We start from the raw sequence: 15,876 nt of genomic DNA, 5'->3' as shown, positions 1-15,876 counted from the left end.
GGAGGATTGTATGATGAAAAATTCAACTTTATTTAAATGGATTACAGGGGGATTAGAAGCATTTTGGGGGATCCCTTTAATCGGAGGAACACTTATACTAAGTCTTGCATGGACACCATTATTTTTCATGCTAATCTTACATATCGTCACCTTAATTCTTTCCATTCGAGACAATAGAAAATATCACGGAAGCATTATGGGTATCATCACATCTTGTCTTGCATGGATTCCAATACTAGGTATGATTCTGCATATCATTACTGGTGTTTTATTGTTAGTGGACGCTTATCAAACACAGAAGAATGATGCAAATGTTGTAGAAGAGATATAATCTTAGACTTGCATACTAAAGAGCAGAATATTAAAGGTCAAAGCGCATTCGGATTTAAGAAGTCCATGAGCTTTGACCTTTTTCTAATTAATTGAATGTTTATATTAATTTAACTACCTGTTATTTCTTCTACAACTGCTTCCACTTCTGATCTGGACATTTTTTCTTTACCACTTTTTAATGTCTGTAACGTTTTTTTCGCTAATGCTAATGGAATTTTACAGAACAATAGAATGGTTTTACTATTAATGTCTTTCATATATTCATCGCCTAGTGCTAAGTTTCGTTCTGCATAGTCAAAAGTGTCATCAATCGACCAACCAGCTGGAATGAAGTTAACTCCCCGATCTTTATCCTCTTGTACGTTTCTTAAAATGTTTACAGTTTGTAAGCCTCGTCCATATGCAATTGCTAAATCTCTATCCGTTTTCGTACCATCACGCCATTCCCAAATATCAGACAGCATGACCCCAACTAAACCTGCTACGTAATAAGTATAGTCATTTAAATCTTCTTTTGTTTTAATGTGCCAGTTCTTTCTTACCCACTCTGCCATACCATTTGCCATTATACTAGTAGACTCTTGTACCTTATGAACGATATCTGAGGGACATGTGGAAATCCAGTTTCCAAGCTTTAGAGTTACTTCAGGCAAAATATGGCTGTAGGGGGAAACTAACTGGAGATATGCTTCATGATCAAACGGTTTTTTCAAAAGGCTTGCTGTTTCACGCAATAAGTGCTCCTTTACACCGGAATCAAGTGTTACATGGTCCTCGATTTCATCGATTGCACGCATGCAAAGATATGCGGAAGCAACAGTCTTTTTCAGCGTAGGTTCTAAAAGAGTGATGGGTATGTAAAAGGTTCTGCTAGTTAGCTTTAGCATCTGCATCGCTTCTTTTTGCAGCTGCTTATCATTGCTCATACTCAAATGTACGACCTCCTTCATTCTGGTCAAGAACCGAATTATATGGGTTGTTGCATTCACTTCTAACACCAATATTCACGAATATAGCTTCGATAGTAGGTTGATAGAAACTCCTTCATAAAACGCTCTTTGTACTATTGTAAAGAAGTCTCAGGTATTTCACAAGTGATAGCTAGGTCATAAGAGTAGGATTCACCATTTTTTCACAAAATAGAGCAAACAAAGGAAGAGGAGAGATTCAAATTTCACCTCACCCTCCTTTAAGACATTGAGGCTAGTATTTCCTCTATTTTTTCAGACACAAGTGGGTAAAAATTCTTTTCTGCATCTTCCGTTGAGTTGCCACCAAAGAAACCAGTCCCAGGGCAGGTCTTTACATCATAGTCGTTTCCTTCATCAAGCACGCGCTCTCCCGTTTTCAAATGCCACCAGTGATGATAGGTGATCGTATCAACAGATGGGTTTAATCCAAATTTAATACACAGAAGTGCAGTGATAAAAACAATGGTGTCCTTTTGTTCTTTCGTCATCACATCATTACCAATGTCAAAGTTACCAACATTTTCAATAGCAATACTATTTGCATTGGCAATTGGACCAATGGAACCATCAGGAGACATATCAAAAGGTCTCGATACTGCTACCTTGCCATCTGGAAAGGTAGTAATATGTTGAGCAATATCTCTCCAACCCATTGTTTTTATATGATGCTGCTCCATTCCTTGTAATAATTCAAGATGATTGACGCCGTTAAAGCGGTCATAGGATGGGACCCATGTATGATGCTGTTGAATGACCTTTACTTCTCTGGATAAATCCTGTTGAAATAACCATTCCTTAAATTTCTCTTTCGTCATGATAAGGTGCTTATCTTGATTATCTAATTGATTAACATCAGTATTTGCGTATCCAATAGTTGAAAATGGAAAAACATGAATGAAAATGATAAATAGTATTGCTAGGACAAGTGATGATTTTTTTCTCATACTTCCCTCCACATTAAATTTTTTATTATTATTTGGATTAAATGGTGATTTTATTCTTTAATGGAATCTTATATGGATTATTTTTGGTATAATAGACCATAGATTTTTTAAATCGTGGAGAAACGATTAGATAATGCTTAAGGGATAATAACTAGAAATGATTATCCAGTTATAGTTTTGATGAAGTTTAAAAGGAGAGGTTAGGATGCAAACCTTATTTATTGAAGACAAACGATTAGGAATCGCTCTTCCAAAACTAAATAAGTCTTGGGAGTTATATACGATAGAAGAGCAAGGAGAGATATTAGCATTCTGGGAAAAACAACGTGCTAAAATACCTGATAGAATAAAAGAATTAGAGAAAGTTGTAAGTAGAAAAACAAATGATATGCTTTTAGAGAATGATGCTAATAAAATGATAGACTTAAACAACGAAATTGTTCACCTTGCTAGTGTCATCAATGATTTAAACATATGGTTTCGGACCGAACCAGTCTTAACAGGAAATGAAAAGGAAGACTCTCTAAAAAGGAAACATTTGTGAACATTTGAAATTACTATGTAAATTGGTAAAAAAAATATTAAAATAGTACTAATATCCTAGAAGGATTTACTTACATTATGTCGAATTGTAGTAGTATCTAACATTTTCAGAAAAATAATAGTTAAGGGGTTCACGCCTATGAACATGAACACTCGCATTAGTTTAATGACTCCCTACCTAGATGGTGATTATTACGGCAGAATTTTTGTTGAGTTGCATAAAGAAGCGAATAAAAAGAATGCTACTATTTTTACCATTCAAGCTAGACCAAGTGGAAGAAATCCAGAACCATTTAATTATCAAGTTGGAACAGAGGAAACAGATGGCTGGTTATTAATGACTAATCCCCAGTCTGTGCTGCCTATAGATCCTGAATTACTAAAACATATTGAATCAACTGGAAAACCTGTTGTGACGATAGGTTATCCAGAGGAAGCTATTGATTGTCATTCTGTTATTATTGATAACAAAAGCGCGACAAAAGAAGCCGTTCTCCACCTTATAAAAGATCATGGTCATGAACGCATTGCTTTTATTGGTAGCAATGAACATCTAGACATTGTGGAGCGGCGTTTCGGTTATTTGCAAGCGCTTACTGAAAGTCAGATAAATCATGATGATAACCTCATTTTTCAAGCCAAGGATTCTATACGTCAAGGGGGATATTACGCCGCTGAAGAAATGATTGAGCGAGGAATTGACTTTACTGCTATATTTGCTGCAACAGATTTAAACGCCATGGGAGCAATTGAGAAACTAAAGGAAGCTGGATATAGAGTGCCAGAAGATATTGCAGTAGTAGGATTTGATGATTTAGCGCCAGCTGAAACCTTTAATCCACCACTAACAACCGTGCGCCAATCCTTTAAAGATTTGGCAAGTGCTGGTTTTGATATCCTATATCGAAAAATGAATGGAGAAGACATTGAGTATGGCGTAACAAACATTCAGACTCACCTTGTCACTCGGGCTTCCTGTGGTTGTGACCATGTGCCAGTTGTGGAGCCAACGGTAGATGTTCAAAAGCAGCTTATTCAATCAAAGTTAAATTTAGATACAATACTAACTCGTTATGATGAGTTTGTTCAGAGATGGGCATCTGCATCACGGGAGAAATACTTTGATTTTGAAAATATGTTTGGCAAGAAAAGTCATTGGGGTTGCCTCGCATTATGGGATAAAAATGAACAGGATAAAAAAGATCTGATCGTTTCCCAGACCTTTAGTAAAAATGGTGACCCTGTACCACCTGTTGGATATAAAATCCCCCTTAATCAATTTCCACCGACGGAATGGATTCCACCACTTAAGGACAATGATTTTGTTCGGGTTCAATCCATTCGAAATCAACGTGGAGACTGGGGATTTATTGCTATTGTTGGTCCAGTAGATGAACTTATCTTAATTTCTGCTGCCGATATTACGCAAATTAGTTTTACAGTTTCAGCTGCATCTATGGAGCGTGATGAATTATTTCAACAAATTCAATCCATCGCAGAGCAATTGGAAATTGTATCAAGCACAACGAATGACGGTATATGGGATTGGGACGTAGAAACAGATCATATTCAATGGAACGTCAGGAGTAAAGATATTTTTGATACAATAGGAGAATCTTTACCTGTTGATTATCAATCTTTCTTCCAACTTATACATCCAGATGATTATGACCGAGTGTTGAATAGCTTTAAAGAGCATGGGGAAAAGGGTACAGCACTAAAGAGTGAGTTCAGGATTCAAGGGAAAAACGAGGAGGAGCTTTGGGTTTATGTAACTGGAGACTCTATCCGTAAGAATGATAAGGTTGTTCGAATTATTGGCTCAATTACTAACATTTCAGAGAAAAAGCTTGCCGATGAACAAATTAAATACTTAGCCTTTCATGACGGTTTAACTGGTCTTCCGAACAGGCGACTGTTCCATGATCGATTAGTTCAATCTATCGAACAAGCTGATCGTTATAATTACAAATTAGGTGTTTTATTAATAGATTTGGATCGATTCAAAGTGATTAATGATACTCTTGGGCACCATGCAGGGGATCAGCTCATTCAAGAAGTTGCGGGCTTACTAGAAAAAACAGTGAGGTCCTCAGATACCATCTCACGAGGTAGCCGCGAACATTCAACTGTAGCAAGGCTCGGTGGTGATGAGTTTATCATTCTGTTATCACATATTCATGATGTAAGAGATGCAGATGTCGTTGCTAAGAGGATTATTGAAAAATTTAAAGACCCATTCTTTATACAGGATCACGATGTTTTTACCACTGCAAGTATTGGGGTAAGTGTATATCCTGATGATGGGCTAGATTATGACAGCTTAACTCGCTGTGCAGATGTGGCCATGTACAAGGCGAAGGAAAATGGAAAAAATCAAATGGAAATCTATTCATCAGACATTAATTCCATGACAATAGAGCGTTTTACGATGGAGAACGAACTACGTAAAGCGATTGAACGCAATGAATTCGAGTTACATTATCAGCCTCAATTTCAATTAGAAAATAACCGAACACTTGGAATTGAAGCACTACTAAGGTGGCATTCACCATGTCGTGGACTTGTATCACCATTAGATTTTATTCCGTTGGCTGAGGAAACGGGTCTGATTATCCCAATAGGAAATTGGGTTTTGAAAGAAGCATGCCGACAAAATAAAGAATGGATAGATTTAGGGCTTCCGCCAATTATAGTTTCTGTTAATATATCAGCGAGACAGTTACAACAAAAAAACTTTGTGGATATTGTCAAATCTATCCTCGAAGAGAGTGACTTGCCACCATCCTACTTATGTCTGGAGATTACGGAAAGCACAGCCATTAAAAATGTAGAGATCAGCATGGATATGTTAAGAGAACTTGGTGAACTAGGTGTCAATATATCCATTGATGATTTTGGAATTGGTTATTCGTCCCTAGCCATGTTAAAACAGTTGCCAATCTCCAATGTGAAAATTGATAAATCGTTCATACACGATATGGATATGGACAAGGATGATGCAGCGATTGTGCGGGCGATTATCGCAATGGCTCATTCACTAGAGTTAACTGTTACGGCTGAAGGAGTCGAAACGGAAGAACAGAAAGATATATTAACATCAGAAAAATGTAATTTTGTCCAAGGATACCTGTATAGCAAACCCCTTACAGCAAAAGAGTGTTATGAATACATTCAAAGCATAACCATAAAATAACTTACCAAAAGCGTCACAATACTCTCGTAAGAGGTGTTGTGTCGCTTTTATTTTTCTAGTAAAATATTATCTTGTAGTTACTAAATAAAACACCACTATTATCCGTGTGTAAAACATGTACAAAATTTAAGTCCTTTTGTACGTATATAATAACTTCATTGTTTCTTCATATTTTTGTTTTAATATAAAAGAGTTAAAAAAGGTGGTGATATTTGATGAAATTAAAAGTACTATTCGGAATTGGCCTTGTTCTCATTCTCTTATTAGTAGGATGTAATGATGATAATAATACCTCAATGGAGGTGGAGGACATTCGCGAACTGGTGCACGATTACAGTGTAGGAAATATTACTAATCAAGTCGCTTCTATTTCCTCTCATGAATTAATGGTCAGGGAAGGTGACGATCAGTTTGTCTATGATATTTCAGAGGAAGATTTCTTTGTTTCCATTGCACCATACGTTAATGAAACCCATCCTTGAAGCATTCATAATCTGACAGGTTGTCAGGGAGAGATGATAGAGGAAGAGTTTGAAGTGGTCATTGTAGATGTGGAGGATGGTAGCATCGTATTAAATGATACAGTAACCTCCTTACAAAACGGCTTTATTGATTTATGGCTACCACGTGATCGCACGTATCAAATTACCATTGAAAACAATGAGAAAAGTGTGGAGTCGAAGATTTCAACCTATGAAGGTGACGATACGTGTATAACAACGATGCAATTGTCTTAAAACACCAATTTAATTGGTGTTTTTTTTCGTTGTTTATTAGTGATTAGCCGATAAATGCATTTCCCTTTCTAATTGATAATTTAGAATAATATAATAAAGTAATAGTGTTAGTGAGTACTAAATATAGTTTTGGAAGTATTAATGGATATTAAGGGGGAAGTGCGATGGAGGTAAAAAATAAAGTTTTCGTAGTTACAGGTGGTGGAAACGGAATTGGAAGGGATGTAGTGCTGCATTTACTATCGAAAGGGGCGAAAGTAGCAGCAGTTGACATTAATGAAACCGCTCTGGAGGAAACTAAAAAGTTATCAGAACAAAAACGTGATAATCTATCTACTCATAAGGTGGATCTTTCTAATAGAAAGGAAGTGGAGGAGCTTCCAGAGCAAGTGATTTCTAAGCATGGTGCCGTGGATGGGGTGATAAATAACGCAGGAATTATTCAACCTTTTATAGACATAAACGATATTGATTATGAAAAAATCCAGCAAGTAATGGACATTAATTTCTATGGAACAGTCTATATGACAAAAACGTTCCTGCCTTACTTATTGGATAGGCCAGTCGCAAACATCACGAATGTCTCTAGTATGGGAGGGTTTCTTCCTGTACCTGGTCAATCTATTTACGGTGCTTCAAAAGCGGCTGTAAAATTATTTACGGAAGGATTACATTCAGAGCTAAGTGATACAAATGTATCGGTTACTATTGTTTTCCCTGGTGGGGTAGGAACTGATATTATGAAAAATTCTGGAGCGGAAGGGTCGAGAAAGTCGGACCCAAAAAAAGATGCTTCCTATAAGCTATTATCAAGTAAAGAGGCTGCAGAGATCATCGTCAGAGGAATCGAAAAGGACGAATACAGGGTGTTAGCTGGTAAAGATTCGAGAATGATGGATCTGATGTATCGCTTAAATCCGAAACGCGCGGCGAAGCTAATTGCAGAAAAATTGAAATGAACTCGCTCTAGTAAAATGAGAGTTGAATGGATAAAAAGAGATGAAAGCTGTCTGGAATGAATTTTATTTAGGACAGCTTTTCGTGTTGAATAAGAAAAAATGTCCATGTCCATTAGAGTAAGTAGTTCCGCTTGTGAGGATAAAAATAAGCTGCTATTTACCATAAGAGAATGACCTCCAAATATAAGATATACCAGTAGGAAGAAAGGTTTTTAGTTGACAATATTTAATAGGTATTATATATTTTGCTTTATTAGTTGTATATACAAGTGTTTAATCCTATACATAACCTCAAACTAGAAAGAGAGTGGATTTGTTTTGTTAAAGAGATTATTCGGTAAAAAGGAAGTTGAGTTGGAAGAAGTAGTTGTTGCTCCGTTAACAGGAACAGTAAAACAGCTATCAGACGTCCCAGACCCCGTTTTTTCACAAAAAATGATGGGTGATGGCATTGCTATTGAACCTTCTGAAGGGAATGTCGTTTCCCCAGTAGATGGAGAGATCATACAGTTCTTTCCCACAAGGCATGCCATTGGCATTCGTTCTAAGGCAGGTGTGGAAATTCTCATTCATGTAGGCCTTGATACGGTGAATATGAAGGGAGAAGGCTTTACTGGGCATGTGAAAGAGGGAGATAAGGTGAAGGTAGGGGACAAATTAATCACATTCGATCTTGACCTAATCCAAGAGAAAGCAACAAGCACGATAACTCCAATTATTATCACGAATGGTGATTCTGTTGAGATTGTTGAAAGAATGGCTATAGATAGGTGTGAAAAAGGGAAGACAGCTCTCCTAAAAACAAAACGATCATAGTAAATGAATACACTATATTTTAATTATTGAAATGACCATCTACTTATGCAAAGTGGATGGTCATTTTATATTATTTTAATTTCCTTGCTCGTGATTATGTAAATCATTCTCAAGTTTACATTTCTTATCTCAAGCGTCTTCTCTTAATAAATAGTTATTTCCATCTTGATCAAAGAAAATGAACATAGAGCCATACGGCATTTTTTGCATTTCCTCAACTTTTACTCCGTTAGCCTTCATTTTTTCATAAGCTGCTTCAAGGTCAGTTGTACTGAAGATGACGGAAGGGTGGGCGACTACAGATGGATCTTGTTGCTCCATCGCGGATTTAGAATAGAGAACTAACGTTGTATTATCATCACTTGGCCCCACTTCTATCCAGGATAAGTTCGGTCCCATTGGCTGCTCAAATTTCAATTCGAAGCCTAGTTTATCCAACCAAAAATCCTTCGCTTCTTTTTGATCCTTCACATATAACGTTATTTTTCCAATTTTTTCAATCATCTATATTATCTCCTTTCCTTTTTCAATTCAGTAGATGAACATTTTAACAAATCCATCATGTGAAATGCAAAGTTAGGAATATTTAGCTTTTTTCTAGTGCTTTTTTACTTTATTTGCATATTTTTTTCCCATAAAAAACTAGTATCTATTATTCTCAAAAATGATTATGATTAGCTTACTAGTTTGCTATTACTTTACCTGTAGGGGGAAAATAGATGAAGCAAAAGATCACTTCCGCTTTATTGGCTTTTATACTTATTATTGTTTCCTTTCCTTTTCAATATGATGTTGTTCATGGACAAGCTCATATACAACCAAATGTTAGTGTCCGACTAGTAAACTATTTAGGTAATATGAATGAGGTTACAATTAGGTTTACAGGTAATTATTTTTTAAATCATAATATTGCTATTGAAAGCGGAAAGACGTATCGTCTTAGAAATGAAGGTAATACGATCGTCATGCTAGATGGTTCTAATAGATTGCATACATTAAATGAGTTAACTTTTACTCCAAGATCATATGAGGATCACCTCATTTTTATAAATAATCGTCCATACCAAGGTACGATGCGTTTTGTACGAGAAGGTTCATTTGTTAGACCGATTAATACGTTACCGGTGGAAGATTATTTAAAAGGTGTTGTTCCTTCAGAGATGCCAGCTTCTTGGAACGTGGAGGCCCTAAAGGCACAAGCTGTTGCTGCTCGAACGTATGTGGCAATGCAAGGAGCTAAGGTCATTGATGACACAGTGAATTTTCAAGTTTACGCTGGGTACGCATGGCATCAAAACAGTACACGTGCAGTGAATGAAACAAGCGGTCAAACATTAATGCATCAAGGGAAATATATATCAGCTGTTTATTCTTCTAGTAATGGTGGAAGAACAGAGTCTAATGGGAATGCCTGGGGTGGGACAAATGTTTCTTATCTTCCAGTTAAACAAGACCCACACGACCCAGTGAACCCATGGAATTTTACTGTTCATAAAAACCAGATTGATATTGCTAATTTAAATTTATTAACACCTGAAAATTGGTGGTCCCAAGTGAAGGAAAGGGACACTGCGATTGCGAATAACTTGAAGTCTTGGTTAAACAACAACGGTTATCCGAACTCAGACATTAAAATCATATCTGTTCCAACATTGAGGTTTTCTGATCAGCAAACCTCAGGGGGCCGCATGAGACATGGTGATATTACTGTACAATTCTATGTTCGTTCATTAAGTAATAATAGTTTTGTGCGAAACGCCGATGGTTCCATTATGTTGCACACTTTACAATTGACGAATACAACTTCACAGCGAATGAGATCCATGTTGGGGACCAGTGTCGTTAGAAGTTTGTTTATTGATAGTGTGAGAGATACAGGTACATCATTTGTTGTTAATGGTCGTGGCTTTGGTCACGGTGTGGGAATGAGTCAATGGGGAGCCAAGGGGATGGCGGATAAAGGTTTTAAAGTCCGGGACATTTTGGAGTTTTATTACCCTGGGACTACCTTAACACCGTTTATCCAATATCAAGCACAGGCACCAGCTCCTGTTGTAGAAGAGGAAAGAGCTGTACTAAAAATTACGGATTCTCGCGTGGAGTTTGATGCGAAAAATCACCAGGTTATTGTTCGATATCACTTAAATAGAGACGCACAGGTAACGATCACAGTTCGAGATGCAGAGAACAAATTAGTAGCAACATTAATAAGAGACGTAAATCGAAAGTCAGGAAATCTTTCTCAGTTTTGGACAGTAACAACGATTCCTAACGGCACATACGACATTACGATAGAGGCAAAGGATAGTGGTCAAACGGACCTTGCTACTGTTAAGCACACGTTGACGCATGTTGAACCACAACAGCCAGAAGTGGTGCAACCAGTATCACAACCAAGCACGCAACCAGTGGTAGCACAACCAATTGTGACGCAACCAACAGTTACACAGTCAACGACGCAACCAATTCAACAACCATCGGTAACGCAACCACCAGTGACACAACCTGCTACACAAACAGTGACGCAGCCTAAATCGACAGCACCTGCAGTTGCGAAAGTTGGTACTCGTGTTACTGGAAGAGTAAATGTGAATGTTGCCAATATCCGAAAGTCTAATTCTACATCATCTCAAATTGTAGGAAAGGCTACCCGCAATCAAAATGTTAACATTCTAGGTAGAAGAGGAAGTTTTTACGAAGTGCAAGCTGGAAAGGTGCGAGGGTTTATACACGTAGATCTACTAACCATTAACCAGCGTCTTTCAGCAAATGGACAAACAGCAGTTGTGATCAATGGGCGAGTTGCTAATGTTCAAGGCAATCCAATCGTGCGTAACAACACAATTTATGTTCCAATGAAAGGTGTCGCTGACACACTAAAAATGAACTACACATGGAATCGATCTACTAATCGCATTACTGTGAGAGATAAACGCTCGAATATCCGAATGACTGTAAAAAGTAGAACAGCAACGGTCAATGGGAAAAATAAAAAATTAACCAATGCACCAATTATTTCTAACTCAAGGGTCTACGTATCAATGCGAACATTGAATGAAACGACAAACGCTAGAACTCACTGGGATTCAAAGAGAAGAATCGTTTGGGTAAGTAGATGATAGAGAAAACGACAGGTCATGCCAAATAGGCGCCTGTCGTTTTTCCTATCTTTTCTTGTTACTGTCCTCTGCTTTTTTGCTAACTGTTTCTACTGTAATGTAATATCTCTTTTCGTCATCCGACTTTTCTACACGTAGCACTTTCCCTTTTCTCCCCTTAACCTTAATACCTTGCCCTTCCTCTGGTAACTTTTCTCGAACTTGACTTAAAATAATTTCCCCTTTTTCATAAAAAATCACGTTATACAGCATGCTATCACCCATTTCATAAAAACTTTGAGTATCCTCTTTATGAGATATATGTGGGAAATTTAAATTTAAACACTCAAAATTGTTTTGAAATAGGGGAGATGCCGGGGCGGGGAATGAAAATAAGTTAATGTTTTCTTGTGTCAGTTCAGAGGAGTCCTACTGAGCTTTGAAGCACAGTAGAAACAAAGGTTTTTATGGCTATAGCTCTAAAGTTGATTATTTGATAGAGGTTATACAATCTATTTTAATGTATTCTACATCTCCTGATGTACTTTTTATATGGAGTCTTTTCGTAATGTGGTCAATGTAATGAACATGACCTGTCACGTCTTCAAAAAAGCCGTTTTTCCAATAATGGAATGTTAGTTCTTTATTAAATTCAAGTGCTTCACAAATAGTAAATTCATATTCCTCTAGTTTTTGTTCATCAATCTCTGGTTTTGGTTGTTTTTTGAGGTTGTGCTCTAGATCCCTCAACATGCCAACATGCTCTGGCAACATCATGGCAGTCCACTTAATCGTTCCCCGATCCTTGTTATTATTCATATCCATCTCAAAAACCTCCTAAGACTAATATACTCCAAAGAGAAAACAAAAACAAGAACATGTGTTTGTTTTTATCGGTGATCTTGAACAATTCCATGTGTATAGCAAAAATTAAATGTTGATCTTTTATTATCCATAATTTACAATTAAGGAAATATTTCAAGAGCTTTGATGAAGAATAGTAAACTTTATGTGTGGTACAGAGAGCTGATGGTTGGTGTGAATCAGTGCATAATAAAGTTGAATGGGCTTCTGAGCTTGTAAACTGAACGATTAGTAGGTTTGCCGGATGTCTCACCGATAAAAGAGACTACGTATCGAAAATATTTTCTGTACGGAATGAGCGCGTTAATAGCGAACAAAGGTGGCACCACGGGTTACTCGTCCTTTATTAGGGGAGGAGTAGCCCTTTTTGTATTTTTAGAAGGAGGGTTACTAATGAAAAAAACAGTTCTCACAGGTATTAAACCAACTGGCCAAATACATTTAGGCAATTATATTGGTGCAATTAAACCTGCACTAGATTTGGCAATTAGAAAGGAGTATCAGCCAGCATACTTTGTTGCTGATTATCATGGATTAACTAAAATGCAACAACCAAATGACTTTCGGCAATTAACATATGGTATTGCAGCTGCATGGTTGGCACTTGGTCTTGACCCAAAGAGAGCAATCTTTTACAGACAATCAGATGTTCCAGAACTATTCGAATTAAACTGGATACTAAGTTGTATTACAACTAAGGGCTTAATGAATCGAGCCCACGCCTATAAAGCACTGGTTGATAAAAATGTAAATTTGATGAAAGACGAAGACACTGGAGTAAATATTGGTCTATTCACGTACCCAGTTTTGATGGCTGCAGATATCTTAATGTTCAAAACCGAGGTAGTACCAGTTGGAAAAGACCAAGTACAGCACGTTGAGATTGCAAGAGATATTGCTGAAAGCTTCAATAATTACTATGGAGAAACTTTTCATTTACCAGAGTATAAAATCCAAGAAGGAACATCTGTATTACCAGGATTAGATGGACGGAAGATGAGTAAAAGCTATAATAATACAATCCCGATTTTTGAAGAACCAAAAAAATTACAGCAATTAATAAATAAAATTAAAACCGATTCATTACCACCAGAAGCACCAAAAGATCCTGATACTTCAATCATTTTTACAATCTATAAAGAATTTGCAACACCTGTTGAGGTAGAAAAAATGAGGGAAGCTTATTCAATTGGTATTAGTTGGGGTGAGGCGAAGAGGCAGTTATTTATTGTTATGAACAGGTTCTTGGAAGGTCCAAGGGAAAGGTACAAAGAGCTCATGGCTCACCCTGAGACTATTGATAACATCTTAAAGGATGGAGCAATGGAAGCGCGTGAAATTAGCAAGCCATTTCTTAATGAGATTAAGAGAAAAATTGGGATTACTGTGTGAAAGGTTGAGAAGAGAGTAAACATGGGGACGGTTCTGCCGTTTACAATTATCAGACAATTGTAAACGTAAGAACCGTCCCCATGTTTACCCATGTTTACGGGATAAATAACTGATTTTTTATGAATATAGGACAATTCCTATACACAAATTTATTTGCCGCATAGTTTAACAGTAGGGTTGTGATTATTGTAAGAGGAGAAAGGGAGGGTAGGATGATGACACACGCACACAAACACACACACACACCAGGTTTTGCAGGTGCCTTCGCGTTTATTGTTGTAATTTTTGTACTCCTAGTAATCATTGGAGCAGCAGTTGTGGGAAGCCCTTATTAATTAAGAAGAAAAGAGGATGCTCCAATTCCATATCGGGTTGGATCATCCTCTACTATAGGGACACGCTATGGGTAGCTAGATACATTTAAAATAATCAACTTGATATAAATTAGCTTACGTTAGATTCACGCAACGTATTTTTTCCAAAGCTAATTCCTGAGAATCCGTAGATAATTGTAATAATTGGACACAGTAGGCAGAAAAATACAAATGGTAGATAAGAAAGAACAGGAACACCTAATACGCTGGACATAAATACACCACTAACGCCGTAGGGAATTAACGGGTTAATAACTGTCCCTCCTGACTCTAGGACTTTAGATAGCTGTTTTCCAGAGTGCCCCATTTCTTGATAACGCTTCTCGTATGCTTCACCTGTTAAAATAACAGACATATATTGTTCCCCAAGACTCACATTAATTCCAATTGCTGAAAAAACAGTTGACAAAACAAGTCTTCCAGTTGTTTTTACAGCACCTTGAATAGAGGCAATCAATTTTTCAATAACACCGAGAACGGACAATAAACCACCCATACTTAATGTTAATAAAAGAAGGGACACCGCCCACATCATACTCTGGATTCCACCGCGATCCAGAATATTCGCAAGTTCTGGATTCTCTGCACCAGATACATAACCATTCTGAATCAAGGTCATCCAATCTGCAATCATGACGTCCCCGCGAAGAACGAACGAGGTGACTAAGCCTACGACAATCCCTAAAATCATCGTTGGTATTGCGGACTTCTTCAAGATTGCCATGATCACAATACAAAAAGCTGGTAATAGTGCAAATGGATGGACGATTGCTGTTTCCTGTAAGGATATGAGCATGTCATTCAGATTATGAAGCTGCACCGATCCATTTGTTCGTCCAACGATGGTAAAAAGAATAAGGGATATGAGAAATGCAGGTACGCCTACCCACAACATATGCCTAATATGTTCAAATAAATCTGTTTTTGCAACAGAGGAAGCAAGGTTAGTCGTATCTGATAATGGCGACATTTTGTCTCCAACTAGGGCCCCTGATATAACTGCACCTGCCACCATTGGTAACGGAATACCAAGGATCGTCCCGACTGAAATAAATGCTACGCCAATAGTTGAGACTGTTGTAAATGCACTTCCAATAGATAAACCGACGATAGCAGTTGTTATAAACACACTTGGTAAGAAATAGTCAGTTGATACAATTTGCAGGCTGTATGCTATCAACGTAGGTATAGTTCCTGACTCCATCCAAACTGCAATGAGCACACCAATTAACATAAAAATGATAATGGGAATGATTCCAGACTTTACTCCTTTTATAATGCCTTCTTCCATGGTAGACCATGCTATTCGGCGAATAAATCCATATCCAATTATAAAAACGATGACGAAAAAGATTGGTACATGAGGGTGTGCATTATAGTGAATTAAGGACACACCAATGATACTAAGCATCACTCCTACGATCAGGAATGATTCCCATCTTTTTAAATCTATCATTTCGCCAACTCCCTCTTCTGACGTTTACAGTTTTGTTTTTACAAATATTAGAAATAATGGGCATTTAACCGTTTAACCACTTAAACACTTAAACGCTTTTATGCGATAAAGTAACATTATAACTGTATAATGTTTATGCTGAGAAGTCAATATGAAAATGTGAATTTTAAAAAGGGAGAAGGGGCAGACTTAA

General features: G+C 37.2%; 15 protein-coding genes and 1 other annotated feature. Of the genes, 9 read left to right on the top strand and 6 right to left on the bottom strand.

Annotation, left to right across the window (positions count from 1 at the left end; genetic code table 11):
• Positions 1–13: 13 nt before the first annotated feature.
• Positions 14–331: a hypothetical protein gene (locus BW724_RS12770; protein WP_176371409.1), complete on the top strand. Its 318-nt coding sequence runs from the start codon at positions 14–16 to the stop codon at positions 329–331.
• 109 nt (positions 332–440) lie between these two features.
• Here the strand turns inward: BW724_RS12770 and BW724_RS12765 are convergent, their stop codons facing one another.
• Together BW724_RS12765 and BW724_RS12760 are read right to left on the bottom strand one after the other, a co-directional pair.
• Positions 441–1,259: a squalene/phytoene synthase family protein gene (locus tag BW724_RS12765; RefSeq protein ID WP_088077907.1), complete on the bottom strand. Its 819-nt coding sequence runs from the start codon at positions 1,257–1,259 to the stop codon at positions 441–443.
• A 263-nt stretch (positions 1,260–1,522) separates the two neighbouring features.
• Positions 1,523–2,248, bottom strand: a complete 726-nt coding sequence (locus tag BW724_RS12760) for a peptidoglycan recognition protein family protein (protein ID WP_088075579.1) — start codon at positions 2,246–2,248, stop codon at positions 1,523–1,525.
• Positions 2,249–2,453: 205 nt separating this feature from the next.
• Here BW724_RS12760 and BW724_RS12755 point away from each other — a divergent pair, with 205 nt between their 5' ends.
• The 5 genes from BW724_RS12755 (at position 2,454) to BW724_RS12735 (ending at position 8,499) form a co-directional block, all read left to right on the top strand.
• A complete protein-coding gene (locus tag BW724_RS12755) occupies positions 2,454–2,792 on the top strand; it encodes a hypothetical protein (RefSeq protein WP_088075578.1) in 339 nt (112 codons plus the stop codon).
• 138 nt (positions 2,793–2,930) lie between these two features.
• Positions 2,931–5,987, top strand: a complete 3,057-nt coding sequence (locus BW724_RS12750; RefSeq protein WP_088075577.1) for an EAL domain-containing protein — start codon at positions 2,931–2,933, stop codon at positions 5,985–5,987.
• 215 nt (positions 5,988–6,202) lie between these two features.
• Positions 6,203–6,724 (top strand): CueP family metal-binding protein, encoded by a 522-nt coding sequence (locus BW724_RS24290; protein WP_176371408.1) that lies wholly within the window; start codon positions 6,203–6,205, stop codon positions 6,722–6,724.
• Between the two features lie 164 nt (positions 6,725–6,888).
• Positions 6,889–7,683, top strand: coding sequence for an SDR family NAD(P)-dependent oxidoreductase (locus BW724_RS12740; RefSeq protein ID WP_088075576.1), 795 nt, complete (start codon positions 6,889–6,891; stop codon positions 7,681–7,683).
• Positions 7,684–8,001: 318 nt separating this feature from the next.
• Positions 8,002–8,499, top strand: a complete 498-nt coding sequence (locus tag BW724_RS12735; protein WP_088075575.1) for a PTS sugar transporter subunit IIA — start codon at positions 8,002–8,004, stop codon at positions 8,497–8,499.
• 129 nt (positions 8,500–8,628) lie between these two features.
• Here BW724_RS12735 and BW724_RS12730 read toward each other — a convergent pair whose 3' ends face one another.
• Positions 8,629–9,003, bottom strand: coding sequence for a VOC family protein (locus BW724_RS12730; RefSeq protein ID WP_088075574.1), 375 nt, complete (start codon positions 9,001–9,003; stop codon positions 8,629–8,631).
• Positions 9,004–9,218: 215 nt separating this feature from the next.
• On the opposite strand from BW724_RS12730, the gene BW724_RS12725 reads away from it, so the two are divergent.
• A complete protein-coding gene (locus BW724_RS12725) occupies positions 9,219–11,618 on the top strand; it encodes a SpoIID/LytB domain-containing protein (RefSeq protein WP_088075573.1) in 2,400 nt (799 codons plus the stop codon).
• Between the two features lie 45 nt (positions 11,619–11,663).
• Here the strand turns inward: BW724_RS12725 and BW724_RS12720 are convergent, their stop codons facing one another.
• Positions 11,664–11,870, bottom strand: coding sequence for a hypothetical protein (locus tag BW724_RS12720; RefSeq protein WP_140354970.1), 207 nt, complete (start codon positions 11,868–11,870; stop codon positions 11,664–11,666).
• A gap of 216 nt (positions 11,871–12,086) precedes the next feature.
• The gene (locus tag BW724_RS12715) at positions 12,087–12,422 is read right to left on the bottom strand and encodes a YolD-like family protein (protein WP_235848973.1); all 336 of its coding nucleotides are present in this window, start codon (positions 12,420–12,422) and stop codon (positions 12,087–12,089) included.
• Positions 12,423–12,575: 153 nt separating this feature from the next.
• Positions 12,576–12,808, top strand: a binding site (T-box leader).
• 46 nt (positions 12,809–12,854) lie between these two features.
• Here BW724_RS12715 and BW724_RS12710 point away from each other — a divergent pair.
• Both BW724_RS12710 and BW724_RS12705 read left to right on the top strand, forming a co-directional pair.
• Complete coding sequence (locus BW724_RS12710) at positions 12,855–13,853, top strand: tryptophan--tRNA ligase (protein ID WP_088075571.1); 999 nt, start codon at positions 12,855–12,857, stop codon at positions 13,851–13,853.
• A 215-nt stretch (positions 13,854–14,068) separates the two neighbouring features.
• Positions 14,069–14,188, top strand: a complete 120-nt coding sequence (locus tag BW724_RS12705; RefSeq protein WP_140354969.1) for a YjcZ family sporulation protein — start codon at positions 14,069–14,071, stop codon at positions 14,186–14,188.
• Between the two features lie 109 nt (positions 14,189–14,297).
• Here the strand turns inward: BW724_RS12705 and nhaC are convergent, their stop codons facing one another.
• Positions 14,298–15,683 carry a Na+/H+ antiporter NhaC gene (gene nhaC, locus BW724_RS12700; RefSeq protein ID WP_088075569.1) on the bottom strand — a complete coding sequence of 462 codons (1,386 nt, stop codon included), beginning with the start codon at positions 15,681–15,683 and terminating at the stop codon, positions 14,298–14,300.
• Positions 15,684–15,876: the final 193 nt, after the last annotated feature.

Origin of the sequence: Litchfieldia alkalitelluris, assembly GCF_002153425.1 — a bacterium.
Lineage (GTDB): Bacteria > Bacillota > Bacilli > Bacillales > Salisediminibacteriaceae > Evansella > Evansella alkalicola.
Note: the sequence above shows the minus strand (reverse complement) of the source record. Positions and strands in the feature narration are given on the sequence as shown.